This window comes from Xenorhabdus anantnagensis (assembly GCF_028598555.1).
Classification (GTDB): Bacteria; Pseudomonadota; Gammaproteobacteria; order Enterobacterales; family Enterobacteriaceae; genus Xenorhabdus; species Xenorhabdus anantnagensis.
Genome location: NZ_JAQRFN010000002.1, coordinates 82,917 through 99,554, shown reverse-complemented (window position 1 = coordinate 99,554; position 16,638 = coordinate 82,917). Strand labels below are relative to the sequence as shown.

The 16,638-nt window shown below is 41.6% G+C and carries 13 protein-coding genes, 1 pseudogene and 1 riboswitch; of the genes and pseudogenes, 9 read left to right on the top strand and 5 right to left on the bottom strand.

Features of this window, described 5'->3' with window-relative positions; all coding sequences use genetic code 11:
* Positions 1–120: 120 nt before the first annotated feature.
* Complete coding sequence (locus PSI14_RS02075) at positions 121–2,511, bottom strand: DNA polymerase II (RefSeq protein WP_273574181.1); 2,391 nt, start codon at positions 2,509–2,511, stop codon at positions 121–123.
* 252 nt (positions 2,512–2,763) lie between these two features.
* Between PSI14_RS02075 and PSI14_RS02070 the strand changes: the two genes are divergently transcribed.
* Together PSI14_RS02070 and PSI14_RS02065 are read left to right on the top strand one after the other, a co-directional pair.
* A complete protein-coding gene (locus tag PSI14_RS02070; RefSeq protein ID WP_273574180.1) occupies positions 2,764–4,041 on the top strand; it encodes a DUF6880 family protein in 1,278 nt (425 codons plus the stop codon).
* A gap of 299 nt (positions 4,042–4,340) precedes the next feature.
* Positions 4,341–6,044, top strand: coding sequence for an ArnT family glycosyltransferase (locus tag PSI14_RS02065; RefSeq protein WP_273574179.1), 1,704 nt, complete (start codon positions 4,341–4,343; stop codon positions 6,042–6,044).
* A gap of 53 nt (positions 6,045–6,097) precedes the next feature.
* Here the strand turns inward: PSI14_RS02065 and thiQ are convergent, their stop codons facing one another.
* The 3 genes from thiQ to thiB are packed head-to-tail and all read right to left on the bottom strand — an operon-like array spanning position 6,098 to position 9,370.
* On the bottom strand, positions 6,098–6,793 hold the full coding sequence (gene thiQ, locus PSI14_RS02060; protein WP_273574178.1) for a thiamine ABC transporter ATP-binding protein ThiQ: 696 nt from the start codon (positions 6,791–6,793) through the stop codon (positions 6,098–6,100).
* On the bottom strand, positions 6,780–8,390 hold the full coding sequence (thiP, locus tag PSI14_RS02055; protein WP_273574177.1) for a thiamine/thiamine pyrophosphate ABC transporter permease ThiP: 1,611 nt from the start codon (positions 8,388–8,390) through the stop codon (positions 6,780–6,782). Before thiP ends, thiQ begins: the two co-directional genes overlap by 14 nt.
* Positions 8,366–9,370, bottom strand: coding sequence for a thiamine ABC transporter substrate binding subunit (gene thiB, locus PSI14_RS02050; protein WP_273574176.1), 1,005 nt, complete (start codon positions 9,368–9,370; stop codon positions 8,366–8,368). Before thiB ends, thiP begins: the two co-directional genes overlap by 25 nt.
* Positions 9,371–9,483: 113 nt before the next feature.
* A riboswitch (TPP riboswitch) is annotated at positions 9,484–9,588 on the bottom strand.
* Between the two features lie 116 nt (positions 9,589–9,704).
* Between thiB and rppH the strand changes: the two genes are divergently transcribed.
* The 7 genes from rppH to PSI14_RS02015 all read left to right on the top strand — a co-directional run bounded on the left by rppH (position 9,705) and on the right by PSI14_RS02015 (position 16,268).
* Complete coding sequence (gene rppH / locus PSI14_RS02045; protein ID WP_273574175.1) at positions 9,705–10,235, top strand: RNA pyrophosphohydrolase; 531 nt, start codon at positions 9,705–9,707, stop codon at positions 10,233–10,235.
* 9 nt (positions 10,236–10,244) lie between these two features.
* Positions 10,245–12,491 (top strand): phosphoenolpyruvate--protein phosphotransferase, encoded by a 2,247-nt coding sequence (gene ptsP / locus PSI14_RS02040; RefSeq protein WP_273574174.1) that lies wholly within the window; start codon positions 10,245–10,247, stop codon positions 12,489–12,491.
* A gap of 20 nt (positions 12,492–12,511) precedes the next feature.
* Positions 12,512–12,652 carry a hypothetical protein gene (locus PSI14_RS02035; protein ID WP_273574173.1) on the top strand — a complete coding sequence of 47 codons (141 nt, stop codon included), beginning with the start codon at positions 12,512–12,514 and terminating at the stop codon, positions 12,650–12,652.
* Between the two features lies 1 nt (position 12,653).
* A complete protein-coding gene (locus tag PSI14_RS02030; RefSeq protein ID WP_273574172.1) occupies positions 12,654–13,034 on the top strand; it encodes a hypothetical protein in 381 nt (126 codons plus the stop codon).
* Positions 13,035–13,485: 451 nt separating this feature from the next.
* Entirely contained in the window at positions 13,486–14,376 is an 891-nt protein-coding gene (gene lgt / locus PSI14_RS02025) for a prolipoprotein diacylglyceryl transferase (RefSeq protein ID WP_273574171.1), read from the top strand.
* Positions 14,373–15,167 (top strand): thymidylate synthase, encoded by a 795-nt coding sequence (gene thyA / locus PSI14_RS02020; RefSeq protein WP_273574170.1) that lies wholly within the window; start codon positions 14,373–14,375, stop codon positions 15,165–15,167. The genes lgt and thyA overlap by 4 nt, the downstream gene beginning before the upstream one ends.
* 210 nt (positions 15,168–15,377) lie before the next feature.
* Positions 15,378–16,268, top strand: a complete 891-nt coding sequence (locus PSI14_RS02015; protein WP_273574169.1) for an alanyl-tRNA editing protein — start codon at positions 15,378–15,380, stop codon at positions 16,266–16,268.
* A gap of 111 nt (positions 16,269–16,379) precedes the next feature.
* Here PSI14_RS02015 and PSI14_RS02010 read toward each other — a convergent pair.
* A pseudogene (locus tag PSI14_RS02010) lies at positions 16,380–16,481 on the bottom strand (IS1 family transposase); the annotation flags it as partial.
* Positions 16,482–16,638 lie beyond the last annotated feature (157 nt).

The following is a 16,638-nucleotide window of genomic DNA, read 5'->3' as shown; positions in this document are numbered from 1 at the left end:
TTTCAACTGAATTTTACAACGCCCGTTCTTTTGACAACGGGATCACAAAAGTACAGTAGCCCATTAGAAGGGCGATATGTTAATTGAAGCTGAGCAAGTCGTCACCTGCAAAAATATCCATTATTCGAAAGATATGCTCATTTGCCCGGTCAGCAGGGGCATAAAATCGTCTTGAATAAACGGCAAAATGGCATCGGCAATCGGCTTCAACTGCTTATGGATATAGTGTTCATAATCTAGTGCCGAAGTCTGGTTCTCCAATGGCTCAGGGCCTGATTGGGTAATAACATAGTTGATCCAACCCCCATTTTGGTACTGTAGTGGGCGATTATGCTGTTGATTATACTCATCCGCCAAACGTGCCGCCCGGACATGGGGAGGTACATTGCGCTGATAATCAGATAACTTACGGCGCAGTCGCTTGCGATACACCAGACGATCATCAAACTCACCCGTCAGCGTTTTGGCGATATACTCACGAATATAATTTTGATGTGATTGTTTTTGATATGATTGTTTTTGATGTGATCGTTGATGAAAAATCAGGGTATACAACTCTTTCTGGAATATTTGTGCAAGAGGTGTCCAGTCGGTTCTTACCGTTTCCAGCCCTTTGAAAATGACCTTATCACCGCTTAATCCGGCATAACGTTTTTTACTGCCTTGCTCAGCTCCTCGTACCGTTGGCATCAGGAAGCGCCGATAGTGCGTTTCAAACTCCAACTCCAGCGTACTTTCAAGATTAAATTCGGTTTTAAGATGGTTTCGCCACCATTGATTGACAAATTGCTCCAGAGAATGCCCGATTTGACCGGCTTCTTCTTCTGAATGGGGACGTTTCAGCCAGACAAAGGTTGAATCTGTATCGCCATAAATCACCTGATAGCCCTGTGATTCGATTAACTCACGGGTCTGGTGCATGATTTTATGCCCACGCATCGTAATTGATGACGTCAGGCGAGGGTCAAAAAAATGACAGCCCGAAGCGCCGAGCACACCATAAAATGCATTCATAATAATTTTCAGGGCTTGGGAAAGTGGCGCATTCTGTTGCTTTTTAGCCTTGTCACGCTCATGCCAGATTTGTGTGACGATATCCGGCAGGCAATGTTGCGTGCGGGAGAAAAACGCCTGACGAAAACCGGGCACAGCATATTCACTGTCAGGGTGAGCAAGGCCTTCAACCATCCCGACGGGATCAATCAGAAATGTGCGAATAATCGAAGGATAAAGACTCTTGTAATCCAGCACCAACACCGAATCGTATAACCCCGGAAACGAATCCATCACGAAACCACCGGGACTGTTATCATCGAAATAGGTTGGTTGAAGGGGAGCAACATAGCCAATACGATGCATTCTTGGCAGATAAAGATGCGTGAATGCCGCCACTGATCCCCCACTGCGATCCACTGCCACCCCTGTTACCGTCGCGCGTTCCAATAGGAAGGCCATCAAATCGGTCTTCTCAAAAATACGATTAACCAGAATACAATCCTGCAAATTATAACGGGCGAGGGCAGGTTTATCTTCCTGAAAGCGGCGATTGATCTCATCCATGCGATCATAAGGATTATCGACCGCTTTCCCTTCTCCCAAGAGTTCTTGAGCGACAAATTCAAGACTGAAAGAAGGAAAATTCCACGTTGCAGTTTTCAGGGCATCAATGCCATCAATAATCAAACGACCTTCCGCCGAAGCGAAAAAATGCCCCGGTTTGAAACCGTGCTCGCGCCATTCGAGCAAAGCCTTATTGCGACCGAATTTTAGTGGCACGTTATAGCGCTCAGCATGTTGCTGTAACACCTTCAAATCAAACTGGATCAGATTCCAGCCAATAATGGCATCAGGATCATAATGCGCCAGCCATTGGTTGAGTTTTTCCAGCATCCTTGGGCGACTGGCAACATACTCCAATTTGAAATCGAGACCCTGTGGGTTACCATTTTCTGGCCCTAACATAAACACGATTTTCTCGCCGCATCCCGCCAGACCAATAGAATAGAGTTCCCCATGCTGACTGGTTTCGATATCCAGTGACACCCATTTTAAATCTGGCCGATAGGCGGGATTGGGTTTCATCTGATAACTTATGTCGGATTTGTTGTCGGATTTGCAGCTGAACCAAACGGGAGCAGTGATAAAGCGCTCCATCATAAACCTATCGGGTGGGCGGATATCCGTTTCGTAGAGGGGAATATCCTGCTCCCTGAGCGCTTTTTCCAGATGTTGCAATTGACGATATTGTAAGCAATACAGCGCCGCAACAGGCTGACGATTGAAATCTTTCAATGGCAATGTCTTTATTTCACATTGCCGCTCCTGCGTTAGTAGAGGTTTTGCTTTAGGCAAATCACATTGAGGAATAAAGGCAACTGCTTTTTGACGGGAGATCGTAATACGACGTGCGCCCTTATCCGTCGCCAGCCAATATATTAACTCGATACCAGATGGCGTATCTTTCCAATGGCGAGTGAGTATAAAACCTTGCTCAACGTGATTTGTCTGCATAATCTTTCTGTTTAAGCGCTATAAGCCAGAATTAGTATTATCGATGATAGCCGCAACTATAGCATTTTTATTGGTTATTTATACAGTGTTTTTGACAGGCCACTAGGTGGGAGGGTGATAATGAAAAATGGGTTAACTAAAAAGCAAATGGAATTACTCACCAGTTTTGATAAAGAAAAACTGCTCGAAATTATTCAAGTCATTATTACGAATAATGAACAGGCTAAAACCACATTAAGTAGTGGCTACCTATTGGAACCGAAAGATATTTTGAAACTGATAGAAAAAGAATATAAAAAACGCACTCAAAGCCAGCGATTCCTTGATTATCATGAAGCTGATATCTTCTTTAAAGAACTACATAAAATTATGGCTCCGCTGCTTGATAATGCGATATCCAAGGCACCGAAAGAGTCGGAAATACTCTTGGAGAAAATAGTGCTGGATTTTGACCGCGTGGCTGAAACTAAGGATACATCAAGTGGTGGCTGGCAGGATTATTACTTTTATGTCATTGAAACGTGGGTAAAAGCGCTTGCCTTACAAAAAGACGTCGATAAGGCTGTTGTGGCGAATAAGCTTTTTAATATCGCCCAAAAAACTTATTTTTGCTTTAATGAGACTTTCTTGCTCAATTACAAAAATGATTTCGGTCTGGCAACATTTCAATTACTGCGGGATCTCTTTTATCAACATAAAGAATATAGAGAAGCCATAGCGATCAGCAAGGCTTTCAATGATATGGATTTCCTGAAGATGATGATTGATCAAAATATCGAATCCGCTTCAATAATTACAGCTTATCTGGCTTATGCTGAATTGCTGATTGAAGATGTCCGGGCGGATGAAGCCATTGTGGTATTGGAGAATTTTCGAAATGATCATGAAATTCAGCGATCCAGATACTATGATGTACTGATGTCGCTATTAATTAGAGCCAATATTGAAGAAGGGCAGAAAGAAAAAGCAAAAGAACTTTGCTTTGAAGCCTTCCAAAATGACTATAGCTATAAATTTTATGAATTATATGAAAGTCTGATTGACGAAAGTGAAAGAGCACAGGCGATACAATTATTTCTGGACAGCAGCAAAAAAGATGGAGATTTCCAATATATTTGTTTCTTGATCGAAATGAAGAAATTTGATCTTCTCAATGAATATATTTTGACGCTCGGAGAGGAAGATAAAGCCAATATTGTAGAAACGTTTGGTCATAAATTGGCTAGGGAAGGTTCAACTGGGCTGGATAAATGCGGATTTGCTCATTCTGCGATACTTTTGCGACGAGCGTTGGTCAGTGAGGTTCTCAATCGCAGTGCAAGAAAATATTATAAATATGCTGTTTCTGATCTGAAAAAGAGCTTTGACTATAGTCAAAAGCTATCAGATTGGCAGGGGTTCGATACCCATGAAACTTATCTAAACGGATTATATGAAAAGCATAAAAGAAAAGTTTCATTCTGGGCTTTGGTGGAAGAAAAAATTAAAGACATTTCGGTTGGTAAAGGTGGCGTGCATTACGAGAATTGATAATTTAATTGCTGATAATTAAATATATTTATTATCACTTAAGGAGGAATTGTTACATTCCTCCTTTATCTTTTAGGTTACTGTTTTGTGGGCTAAAAAAGATGAAGTGAGATAATTTATTTATAGTGGATAGTTTTTGTCAGTAATAGATTGCCAATTGAAATTATTATAAATTAATCAAAATTGTTAAGCATTTTTTCTATCGTATTTAATCATCTTTTATTATTAAATCCAATTGAGTAATATCATTTCTGTTCTTATATCGAAAACGAAAAATTAATTGAATCTGGTAAACTATGATGAGTAATGAAAATAAACTAAGTCAAACAGATATCAAACCCTTACTGTTATTTATCGCTTTCATGCTGTTGTATTTGTTACCGGGCATTTATGGGCATACCCCTTGGAAACAAGATGAAAATTACAGTTTTGGCATTATTCAAACCATGTATGAAACAGGGAATTGGTTGGTAACAATGAATGCGGGGCAACCTTTTATGGAAAAGCCTCCTTTGTATTATTGGACGGCAACCTCGTTCATCCATTTGTTATCTCACTGGCTTCCGATGCACGATGCAGCCAGAACAGCCAGTTTATTTTTTTCAGTAATTAATTTTTCTTTTTTTATTCTGTTGGCTCGCCGTGTATTTGATGTCAAAAATTTTACAGACAGTCGGATATGGATAGCCTTTGCTTTGTATGCAAGTGCCCCCGGACTGGTTCGTCACAGCCATGATATGTTTACTGATACCTCATTGATAACAGGAACAACCATCGGATTATATGGCTTGCTGGGATTAATCAAAAACGAAAAAACAGGCTACTCTTGTTTATGGTTGATCATTGGTACAGCTGTAACGCTGTTATCAAAAGGGGTATTTATTCCGGGGTTATTGTGGATTTGCCTTGTTCTGGCTCCTGTGTTTCTTAAACATTGCCGAACCAAACATTATTGGCTAAGTGCTTTATTGTCAGGAATCATTGCGCTGGTTTTAATCCTGCCGTGGCCAGTTATGTTATTGATTGAACATCCCGATTTATTTAAAATTTGGTTTTGGGATAACAATATCGGTCGCTTCTTAGGTTTTTCTGTTGAAGATCTTGGTGCAAGGGGAAATTTGACAATAATCCCTGAGGCAGTGCTATTGTTTGCCTTACCATCGGGAATATTGTCTGTTATTTTTATACTAATGAATCCAATTAAAATCTTAGTGAATAAAAATTATTTCCTTTGTGCTGTGTTTGTTGTATTAGGGGTTGTTTTATTGCAAATATCAGTCTCTGGTCGCGCATTATATTTATTACCCTTTATTGCGCCAATGGCAATTTTAGCGACAGAAATATTCATTAAACTACCTAAGTTAATCTATAAATATCTCACCATATTCTCCTCCACACTTTGGTCTATTCTGATTATATTTTTATGGGCCTGTTATTTTTTGTCGCTTTCCTCTGATTACAAGCATTGGTTAGCGCCGCTTGGCAGATGGTTGCCAATGAGTTATCAGATGCATTTTTCAGGCGTTATCATTGCCATTGCTGTTCTGATAACCGCTGTATGGATGGCGAAAAATTGGCTCCTGTCTAAATCACCCGCCTTGCGCACTGCTCAACATTGGGTTTTAGGTATCGCTACTGTTTGGGGATTAGTATTTACGCTATTTGTTGGCTGGATTGATTACGCCAAGGGCTATAAAGAGGTATTTCTTGATTTAAAACAGAAAGTAGCGGGAATGTATCAAGTTAATGACTGTATGGCTTCGTATAATATTGGCGAATCTGAAGCGCCAATGCTTTATTACTTTGCTCATATCTTGCATCAAAAACAGAGTAAATTTGAAACGCCTGAAAAATGCAATTGGTTGATTGTGTTATCCGAAGAAATAGAACCTGCACCCAAGGGAATGGTGCTATTTTGGCATGGGCATAGGCCCGATGAAGATCGTGAAAATATAGTTATCTATAAGAAAATGGAGTTGGATAATATAGAAAGTGATGAGTAAGGTATATTGTATTAGTGGCCGTTTAAGCGGCCACTACTGAAGTTTTCGATTGCTTAACCTATCCCCAAAATCACCGCCTCATCAGCCTCTCCGCTCACCAACTTCTCCGTTGCCCCATCATAATGAATTTTTCCATCCACAATCAGCAAAGAACGCGGAGCGATTTTTGCTGCGTCATCAAGATTATGGGACACCATTAATAAAGTAATTTGTCGTTCATTACAGACTTGATCCAGCAATTCCAGCATTTCATTACGCAAAGCAGGATCAAGTGCCGAAAAGGGTTCATCCAGCAATAAAACGGGTTGATGGCGGACTAAACAGCGAGCCAGGGCTGCACGTTGGCGTTGCCCGCCAGAAAGTTGAGCTGGCAGGCGAGGCAAATACTCTTCCAGCGACACTTGTGTGGCAATCTGTTGGAGCGTTTTCTTTTGCTCAATACTCAACCGCAATCCGGGATGCAATCCCAAACCAATATTTTGCTCAATGGTTAAATGAGAAAACAGGTTATTTTCCTGAAACAACATCGAAACAGGTCGCTTGGAAGGTGGGGTATTTGTGTGATTTTCGCCATTCAGGCAGATATTGCCTTGTTCTGGAAACTGGAAGCCCGCGATTAAACTTAATAATGTGCTTTTACCCGCACCGCTTGGGCCGAGGATCGCAATGCGTTCTCCAGCTTTAACACTCACATCAAAATGCATGGCAAGGTGTTCATAGGTATAAGTGACATTTTCAAGTTTTATCATGGCGTCGATTCGGTAAGCGTTCAATCACAGTGAATAAAATAAAACAAAGCAAAAGCAGCAGGAATGCGGTGACTGCACCATCCTGACTACGATATGCCCCGATTTGTTGATACAGGTAATAAGGCAAGGTACGGAAATCTTCGTTGCCAAATAATGCAACAACCCCAAAATCTCCAATTGATAATACACAGGCAAAAGCCAGTGCCTGCGCCAATGGGATTTTTAATGCTTTAAGCTCGATCCAGCGCAGGCGGTGCAATCCTTGGATATTGAGAGAACGGCATAAGGGATTATAACGCTCCGCCAGATCGCGCATCGGATTTTCCAACACTTTGAGGGCATAGGGGATCGCCATCAGGGCGTTGGTCAAGATAACCAATCCGTAAGGTGATTGGGGGATGCCAATGGTGGTGTTCAGCAGGAGGAAAAATCCCGTGGCAAGGACAATTCCCGGCATGGCAAGGATCAATAAGCCACTGGTTTCCATTGCTTGTCCCCATCGAGGGGAGTGACGCAAGCGTAATTCGCGGCTGCTCCATAGCAACATCATAGTTAGGAAGACACATAGCAATCCTGCCCCCAACGCAATGATGATGGAAGTTGTCAGAGCCTGCCATAAAGCAGGTTGGCTTAATACGCTAAAAATACCACGGTTCAGGCCATCGATTATGACTGCCAATAAAGGGGGAAGTAACAGCAGTAACGCGATGCCAATCAGTAAACCATCAGATAATTTTCGCAGCCATGAATCCTGTGGATTACGCCATTGTTGTTGATGTCCATAACCAACGGAAAGTACGCCCTTGAGCTTTTGGCTAAGGAGCACCAAACCGAGGCAGCAAAAAAGTTGTATCAAGGCAAGCAGGGCTGCATGACCAAGATCGTAGTCATAACTAATGGCTTGATAAATGGCTAGTTCAATAGTCGTTGCTGCCGGGCCTCCCCCCAAGGCAAGAACGGTTGCGAAACTGGCAAAACACAGCATAAAAATCAATGCACCAGTCGGTAAAATCTGGCGGCGCAGATAAGGCCACTCGATAAAACGAAAATGCTGCCATTCATTCATACCAAGCTGGGCAGCGAGTTGGCGCTGCTCAATGGCAATACTTTCCAGAGATTGCAGCAATAACCGTGTTGCCATTGGCATATTGAAGAAAATATGTGCCAGCAGAATGCCTTGCAACCCGTAAGGGGTAAAACGATATTCAACGCCTATCCATTGGAAAATATTTGCCAGCCAGCCAGTTTGACCATAAACGGTAAGAATGCCAAACAGCGCGACCAAAACGGGAAGAATCAATGTCATGGCGCATAAGCGCAGAAATAGCGTCTTTCCCGGAAAATGGCGCCGGTAAAGTGCCCGTGCCAGAAAAATGGCAGGAGTTACCGAGAAAACAGCAGATAGAAAGGCCTGCCAGAAAGTAAATCGAATGACATGCCAGAGATAACTGTCATTTAAAAGTTCCAGCCAATGGCTTTCAGGCGCATTGAGCCACAGCGCCCCGAATGCTGACAGGGCAACGATAATTAATAGGCCGGAGGCAATGACCCCCGGCAATAACCAACCCGCGATTAACGGCTTACAGCGCTTTGCCATGTACGGATCCATTTTGTACGGTGTTTTGCCACATCATCTGCGTTGAATTGCAGAGATTTCTCAGGAACAGGAAGGTGTTTGAAAACGTCAGGCAAAGGAATATCAATCACGGGATACATCCATTGAGTTGTTGGCAGTACTTGCTGAAATGTCGGTGAGATCATGAAATTCATAAACTTTTGCGCCAGTTCTGGCTGCTTGCTTGAAGCCACTTGAGCCGCGACTTCAACCTGCAAGTAGTGTCCTTCCTTGAAGATGGCTGCGGCATAGTTATCTTTTTTCTCTGACATAATGTGATAGCCCGGTGACGTGGTGTAACTCAGTACCATATCACCTTCACCTTTCAGAAACAGGCCATAAGCTTCACTCCAGCCCTTAGTGACGGTCAGTGTCTTTTTGGCAACTTTCTGCCACTCCTGCACCGCTTTGTCTCCATAAAGCTCCTGTATCCAGAGTAGCAGCCCCAAGCCCGGAGTGCTGGTGCGTGGATCTTGGTAAATAATCTTCCAATTTTGGTGATTATTGATTAATTCATCCATACTTTTGGGTGGATGAGGGAGAGTGTTTTTATTGTAAATAAAGGCGAAATAACCGTAATCGTAAGGAATAAACGTCGTATTGTTCCATGTAATGGGTAATTTCAGTTTTGAGGTATTGACATGACTTGGTGTGAATAACCCTGTTTGTTGAGCCGCTTGAATCAGATTGTTATCTAATCCCAGTATAATATCTGCGGGAGTTTTTTTGCCTTCCATCCTCAAGCGGTTCAGCAAGGATATCCCATCTTCCAAAGCAACGAGTTTTAGTTCACAACCGCACTCTGCTTCAAAGGCTTTTTTGATGGCAGGCCCCGGCCCCCACTCAGAGGCAAATGAATCATAAGTATAAACTGTCAGTGTCGGTTTCGCCTGAGCAAGAGCACAGGCCGGAATAGACAGCATACCGATAGCAATAAAGCTGGAAAATAATTTCTTAAACACTTTGCTCTCCTGTAGTTATTAATAAAGAATATTAATAGTTATGAGTATTAACAGTTATTAGCAGTGGCAAAGGATCTGAGAAAATGCTAAATAAAAATTACATTTATTATATTAATGAATAGCGTCTCAAATCCCTACGACGGTACTAGCCGGTTCAGGTTCGACGGGTTTGTTCTCAGCCGTACTGTTTTGCAACAGCCGCACCCCGTTGAGATGGCAGTATTGTAGAGACTTCGGTTGCGCCTGCAAAGTCCAATCATAGAGGTTTACCGCTTGAGATGAGTGTGAAACAATTAGCTATCTTTTTAAATTTGCTATACCGAGAGGTAGTCTGGTGATCGATGATGATGGCTACCGCCCGAATGTAGGAATTGTAATTTGTAATCGCCAAGGGCAGGTTCTATGGGCCCGCCGTTATGGGCAGCATTCCTGGCAGTTTCCTCAGGGGGGTATCAATCCGGGGGAATCACCAGAACAAGCGATGTATCGCGAGTTGTTCGAAGAAGTTGGTTTAAATCGCAAAGATGTACGGGTTCTCGCTTCGACCCGGAGTTGGTTGCGTTACAAATTACCCAAGCGTTTGGTGCGTTGGGATACAAAGCCCGTTTGTATTGGGCAAAAGCAACGCTGGTTTTTATTGCAGTTGCTGTGTAATGAAGCAGAGATTAATGTGCAGTGCAGTAAGATGCCGGAGTTTGATGGTTGGCGTTGGGTCAGCTATTGGTATCCTGTCCGGCAGGTCGTTTCTTTTAAACGAGATGTATATCGCCGCGTGATGAAAGAATTCTCTTCTATTGTGATGCCAACTCAGGAACCTGCTTCATTGCTACATTCACCTTATTTACATCGTCGTAGAAGAAATTAGATAATTGCTATGCTCATGCGCTTACGGGAAATTGTCGAAAAGGTTGCTATGGCAGCCAATTTATCTGAAGCGCTTGAGCTGCTGGTCAATGAAACGTGTCTGGCAATGGACACAGATGTCTGTTCTATCTATTTGGCAGATCATCGGCGGCAATGTTATTACCTGATGGCAACCAAAGGGTTGAAAAAACCCAAAGGGCAAGCGATCAGTTTGGCCTTTGATGAAGGTGTTGTGGGGCAAGTTGGGCGTTTGTCCGAGTTAATTAATCTCGCTGATGTCCGTGACCACCCAAGTTTTAAATATATTCCCCAAGTAAAAGAAGAAAACCTGCGGGCTTTTTTAGGTGTACCGATTGTTTATCGTCGCCAATTGCAGGGAATATTAGTTGTTCAACAGCGTGAGCGACGGTTATTTAATGAAAGTGAAGAATCTTTCATGGTGACATTGGCGATGCAGCTTGCTGCTGTTCTCGCTCAGGTGCAAACAAAAGGGTTATTTGGTCAGTATCGTCAAACCCGTATTAAGGCACTTGCCATTTCTAATGGCATTGTGATGGCGCAGGGATGGCAAGATCGCTCCCAACCTTTGTTGGAACAGGTTACTGAAGTATTAACACTGGATTATCAGGCTGAGCGCTCAAGGCTGATTTGTGCCCTTGAAAAAGCCACGGCTGAATGCCGTCGTATCAGTAAGCGTTTTACTGTTAGCTCACAGAAAGAAAGTGCTGCCATTTTTGATCTCTATTCTCATCTATTAAATGATCCTCAACTCAAACAAGATCTGTTTCATTCCGTCGATAATGGTTTTATGGCGGAATGGGCGGTTAAAACCGTGATTGAGAAATACGCCAAACAGTTTAACAGCTTGCAAGATCTTTACATGCGAGAGAGAGCATCAGATCTGCGGGCGCTTGGGCAACGGGTGCTGTACCATCTGAATGATCTCTTCACAGAGGGAGGACAATGGCCGGAGCGCTTTATTCTGGTTGCTGATGAACTCAGTGCTAATTTGCTGGCTGAGTTGCCACAAGAGCAATTGGTTGGCGTGATTGTGCGAGATGGTGCGACTCACTCTCACTCTGCAATACTGGTTCGTGCAATGGGGATTCCGGCGATTATGGGGGCGGATATCCAGCCTGAGCTATTACATAACCGGACACTCATTCTTGATGGTTACCGCGGAGAGGTTTTTATTGAACCAGAGCCTTTGGTTGCCCAGGAATACCAACAAATCATCGAAGAAGAGCAGGTTCTCAGCAAGCAGGCTGAATATGAACAACAGCGGCGAGCACAGCTTAAAAGCGGGGAGCGGGTTCTGGTACAGCTTAATGCTGGCCTGAGTTTAAAACATGAACGGCAGATAGAAGATAGTATTGATGGTATTGGGCTGTATCGCACAGAAATTCCGTTTATGCTGAATAGTGGTTTTCCATCAGAAGATGAACAGAAAAATCGCTATCAAGAGATGCTGGAACTTTTCCCCGATAAGCCAGTTGTGTTGAGAACACTGGATATTGGTGCTGACAAACAACTTCCTTATATGCCCATTAATGAAGAAAACCCTTGTCTGGGGTGGCGGGGAATTCGCATCACGCTGGATCAGCCGGAAATATTCCTGATTCAGCTTCGGGCGATGTTAAAAGCCAATGTGCAGACTGGCAATTTAAAAATACTCTTGCCGATGGTGACAAGCATTGAAGAAATTGATGAAGCCCGAAAACTGATTGAGAGAGCGAAAGCTGAAGTAGAGCAAACGCTAGCGGCTACGATCAAAATGCCTCAGATTGGTATTATGCTTGAAGTACCATCTACCCTTTTTTTGCTGCCACAATTAAAAAAGCGGATTGATTTTGTTTCTATTGGTACAAATGATCTGACCCAGTATTTGCTGGCGGTGGATCGCAATAATACACACGTCGCTTCGCTATATGATAATTTACACCCTGCGGTAATTAGAGCACTGAAATTAGCCTTTGATGAATGCCAGCGCCTTGATCTCCCTATTAGTGTATGCGGAGAAATGGCAGGTTTACCAATGGGGACATTAATATTGCTTGGTTTAGGTTATCGTAGCCTGAGCGTAAGTGGCCGAAGCGTTCCGCGCACCAAATATTTGTTGCGACATTTGGATACCAATGAACTTGAGTATTTTATCAAGTTGGTATTAAAAGCCGAAACCAGCCATGAAGTAAAAGAATTGTCAGCCGAATTTATGGAATCACATGGTTTGGGAGGACTGATTCGAGGGGGGATTTAGAACCTTGTGATTGTAATAATATGTATGGAAGGAATCTTTTTAGAATTCACGGTGATAGTAGAGAAAATCCAGGAAAAGCGTCAGAAGGTTGTATCATTGTAGGACCGAATGCAAGAAGGGAAATAATCCACTCTGTAGATAGAGAGTTAGTGGTAGAATAGTATGAAAAAATTTATTGTATTTGCGATGCTATTTGTTCCTAGTATTGCTTTATCTTCAACAAACGACGATTTAGATTATTGTGCAACAATTCAATCTTGGCCTGCCCAAAAGGTGATAAGTATAATAGTCGAGAAAAATAAACAGCTTGATCAACTTCGAGCAACCTCGTTCTTAATCGAAAGAAGCAAATTAGTAAAAGGAAAGAAACCAATCGTGTTTGAAGAGTGGGGGCAGCTGTACACTCAAACAATAGAAATCACTATCCCATATATCGATAATCACAAAAAACCTGTTACTTTCATAGCTTCATCAATTATATCAGCAGAAGAGTGTTCATTAACAGAACCCGCTTACTTTGATATAACTTCAGAAAACAATTAGTTTTATTTTTCACTTAACAGTAATAATGATTGTTTTAACAATCATTATTACTCAAAATATAACTCATGGCAGGAACATACTTCGGTAGTCATTATTGAAGAAACCTGATCTGATGTAACCAAAAATACAACTTGATTGAGGTTGTTTTTCTCCCCCTATCTGTTTTGCCTGTTGGTATGGTGTCTGATAATACAGTCATGCTGACTTTTTTGTGCGGGTGTATTTTGCTGTCATAAAACCCTCCCTTACAGTGATACCTATCAGCACGATACTGTACGAAATCTCTTGGCGCTTGCTACTTGCCAATAGAGTTCGTAAGAGGCTCCCACGATAACCACTTGCGGTTTAGTGGTGGGAGCAAGCCACTTGCCTGTGTTATTATCTGCGGTTATTTATCTTAAGTTATTCACAATATCATTCATTCACACAACATTATTTTTAGTGGGGAACGATGAGCACTAGCTATCTGGCATTTCCTAATATTGACCCAGTCATATTTTCAATCGGGCCTTTATCTCTTCACTGGTACGGCCTTATGTATCTGATTGGTTTTGTTTTTGCCATGTGGTTGGCAAATCGCCGTGCGGCAAAACCAAACAGTGGCTGGAACAAAACCGAAGTTGAGAACTTACTGTATGCAGGGTTTGTCGGGGTTTTTGTCGGTGGACGCCTCGGTTATGTTCTGTTCTATAATCTCCCAATGTTCCTTGATAATCCTCTTTACCTGTTTAAAATTTGGGATGGAGGAATGTCTTTCCACGGTGGACTGGTAGGGGTTATCAGTGCCATGTGGTGGTTTGCGCGCCGTACCAAGCGCCACTTCTTACAAGTCGCGGATTTCGTCGCTCCACTAGTTCCCTTTGGTTTGGGCATGGGGCGTATCGGTAATTTTATCAATGGAGAATTGTGGGGGCGTGTTACGCTTGATACGCCTTGGGCGATGTTATTCCCGGGTTCCCGCAGTGAAGATATTGCACTCGCCACAGCGAATTCTTCGTTATGGCCGATTCTGGAAAAATTTGGTGTCCTGCCCCGTCATCCATCACAGTTATATGAAATGGTGCTTGAAGGCATCGTATTATTTATCATCCTTAATTTATTTATCCGCAAACCGCGCCCGATGGGGAGTGTTTCAGGCTTATTCCTGATTGGTTACGGCGCATTCCGCATAATAGTTGAATTTTTCCGCCAGCCTGACGCGCAACTCGGGTTGTTTGAAGGGATAAGTATGGGGCAAATTCTTTCCATCCCTATGATTTTATTTGGAATTATCATGATGGTGTGGGCATATAAATATTCTGGCAACAAAACTCGCAATAACAAGGTACAAGAGACAAAATGAAACAGTATCTGGATTTAATGAAAAAAGTGCTGGAAGAGGGTACAGCAAAAGATGACCGTACAGGTACGGGAACACTCTCTATCTTTGGTCATCAGATGCGTTTCAATTTGCAAGAAGGTTTCCCACTGGTAACAACTAAACGTTGTCATATTCGTTCGATTATCCATGAATTGCTTTGGTTCTTGAATGGCGATACCAATACCCAATATCTGCAGGATAATGGCGTGTCTATCTGGGATGAATGGGCTGACGAAAATGGCGATTTGGGGCCTGTTTATGGTAAACAATGGCGCGCCTGGGGTGCTGCGGATGGCCGCCAGATCGATCAATTGACCCAAGTTATTGAGCAGTTGAAAAGCGATCCTGATTCACGCCGTATCATTGTCTCCGCATGGAATGTCGGGGAATTGGATAAAATGGCACTGGCGCCATGCCATGCTTTTTTCCAGTTCTACGTAGCTGATGGCAAACTTTCCTGCCAACTTTACCAGCGTTCTTGTGATGTGTTTTTAGGGTTGCCATTCAACATCGCCAGCTATGCTCTATTGGTGCATATGATGGCACAACAGTGTGATCTTGAGGTCGGTGATTTTGTTTGGACTGGTGGTGATACCCACCTTTACAGCAACCATTTGGAACAGACCAAACTTCAATTAAGCCGTGAGCCACGCGCGTTACCTAAGTTAGTTATTAAGCGTAAACCAGACTCACTGTTTGATTATCGATTCGAAGACTTTGAGATTATGGATTATGATCCGTATCCGGGTATTAAAGCCCCGGTTGCAATTTAATTCTTAATTGCTCCAGTAAATAAAAAATCACTTCTCTTCTTTTTTCCATCCTCGAATCTGAGGATGGAAAATATATTTACCTTCATTAATTATTTATTTCATTAATTACATTTCGTTTTTGTACAAGAAATTCATCCCGTAGAGATCTTGACATTTTTCAATCAATAAGTAGATTAAATATTTATAACATAAACAGTAGGTAAAATTGACATGTTAAATAACTCAGTAATTGAATCCTCATTTATGACTGGGCAATTGAGTCTGGATGCAGTAATAATCGATATATTCAAATATAATAATGGTTATATTATTATTACGGATAATAGCCCATTTTATCCTGAAAACTATAAGTGGGGAGATCAAAAAAGTGATGTTGGCGTTATAGCCTTTAGTACCCATATATTAAATATTGTCAAAACTTATACCGCGGCTGTCATTGATGGACGGATTTATATTGACCAGAATATACCTAATAAATTAAGTTCAGAAGATAAACTTATTCCAGCACTCTATTTAGAGTCACTAAATGGTTTGGAAGAAAAAATTATTTTAGATGAAAAAATTATTATAGGTAAAAGAGTCAAATTATCTGTTGATGCGGAAGTCAGACATAAAATCAGTGCAGCGCATAGCATGGCACATTTTATGTCTTTGGCTCTGAACAAAGTGGCTAATAAATATTGGAATAAAAATTATGATACAGATAGTTTAGGCAACTTTAACTTGGATAAAGCATCAATATTTAAATCATCAATTTCTGAATTGCAATCTGTAGATATATATCGGTTTGGTAAGTCGATAAAGAAAAAAGGATTTGATAAGGCAGCCTTTTTGCAGGATATTGATAGTGTTAATGAAGAAATGAATCTTACCCTGAAAAATTGGTTGTCAGTAGGGAGCGAAATACAGGTTGAATACATATCAAAAAATATTGAAGATTTACGATTATGGAAAAGTACTGTAGAAAATCATCCAGTTGTTATCCCTTGTGGTGGGACTCATATAAAAAATACAGAAGAAATAGAGGATGTTAAAGTGGAAATAAGTCCAGGAGAAAGTGATGAGTATATTGTAATCAAAACACGCTGTCAGTTGAGATAATAAAATATGTGCAATCTGGGCTGTTTTTCCATCTTGTTTTAAGATCATTAGGTCTACGGCTATTCTGGCAACTTCAAAAATAGGAGTATACATTCAAAATGATGGTTGGCCTTAAACATAATATTTTCTTTCGATGAAAGCCCCGATGACTTTTTCATGCATTACAGGGGATTCTGAATAACCCAATATTTTTCGGTTTAATCGCTTGATCCGTCTGCCGAAGGTATTTAACTTATGTTGAGCTTAAATTTAGTTCATAAGACTAAACGTTTTTATCTAATTGTTTTTCATTATTTTTTGAAGTAAAGTTCATCTTATTACTTTAACTATTTTTATGAACGCAATCTCACTTATTGAGCTGAGTGTGATT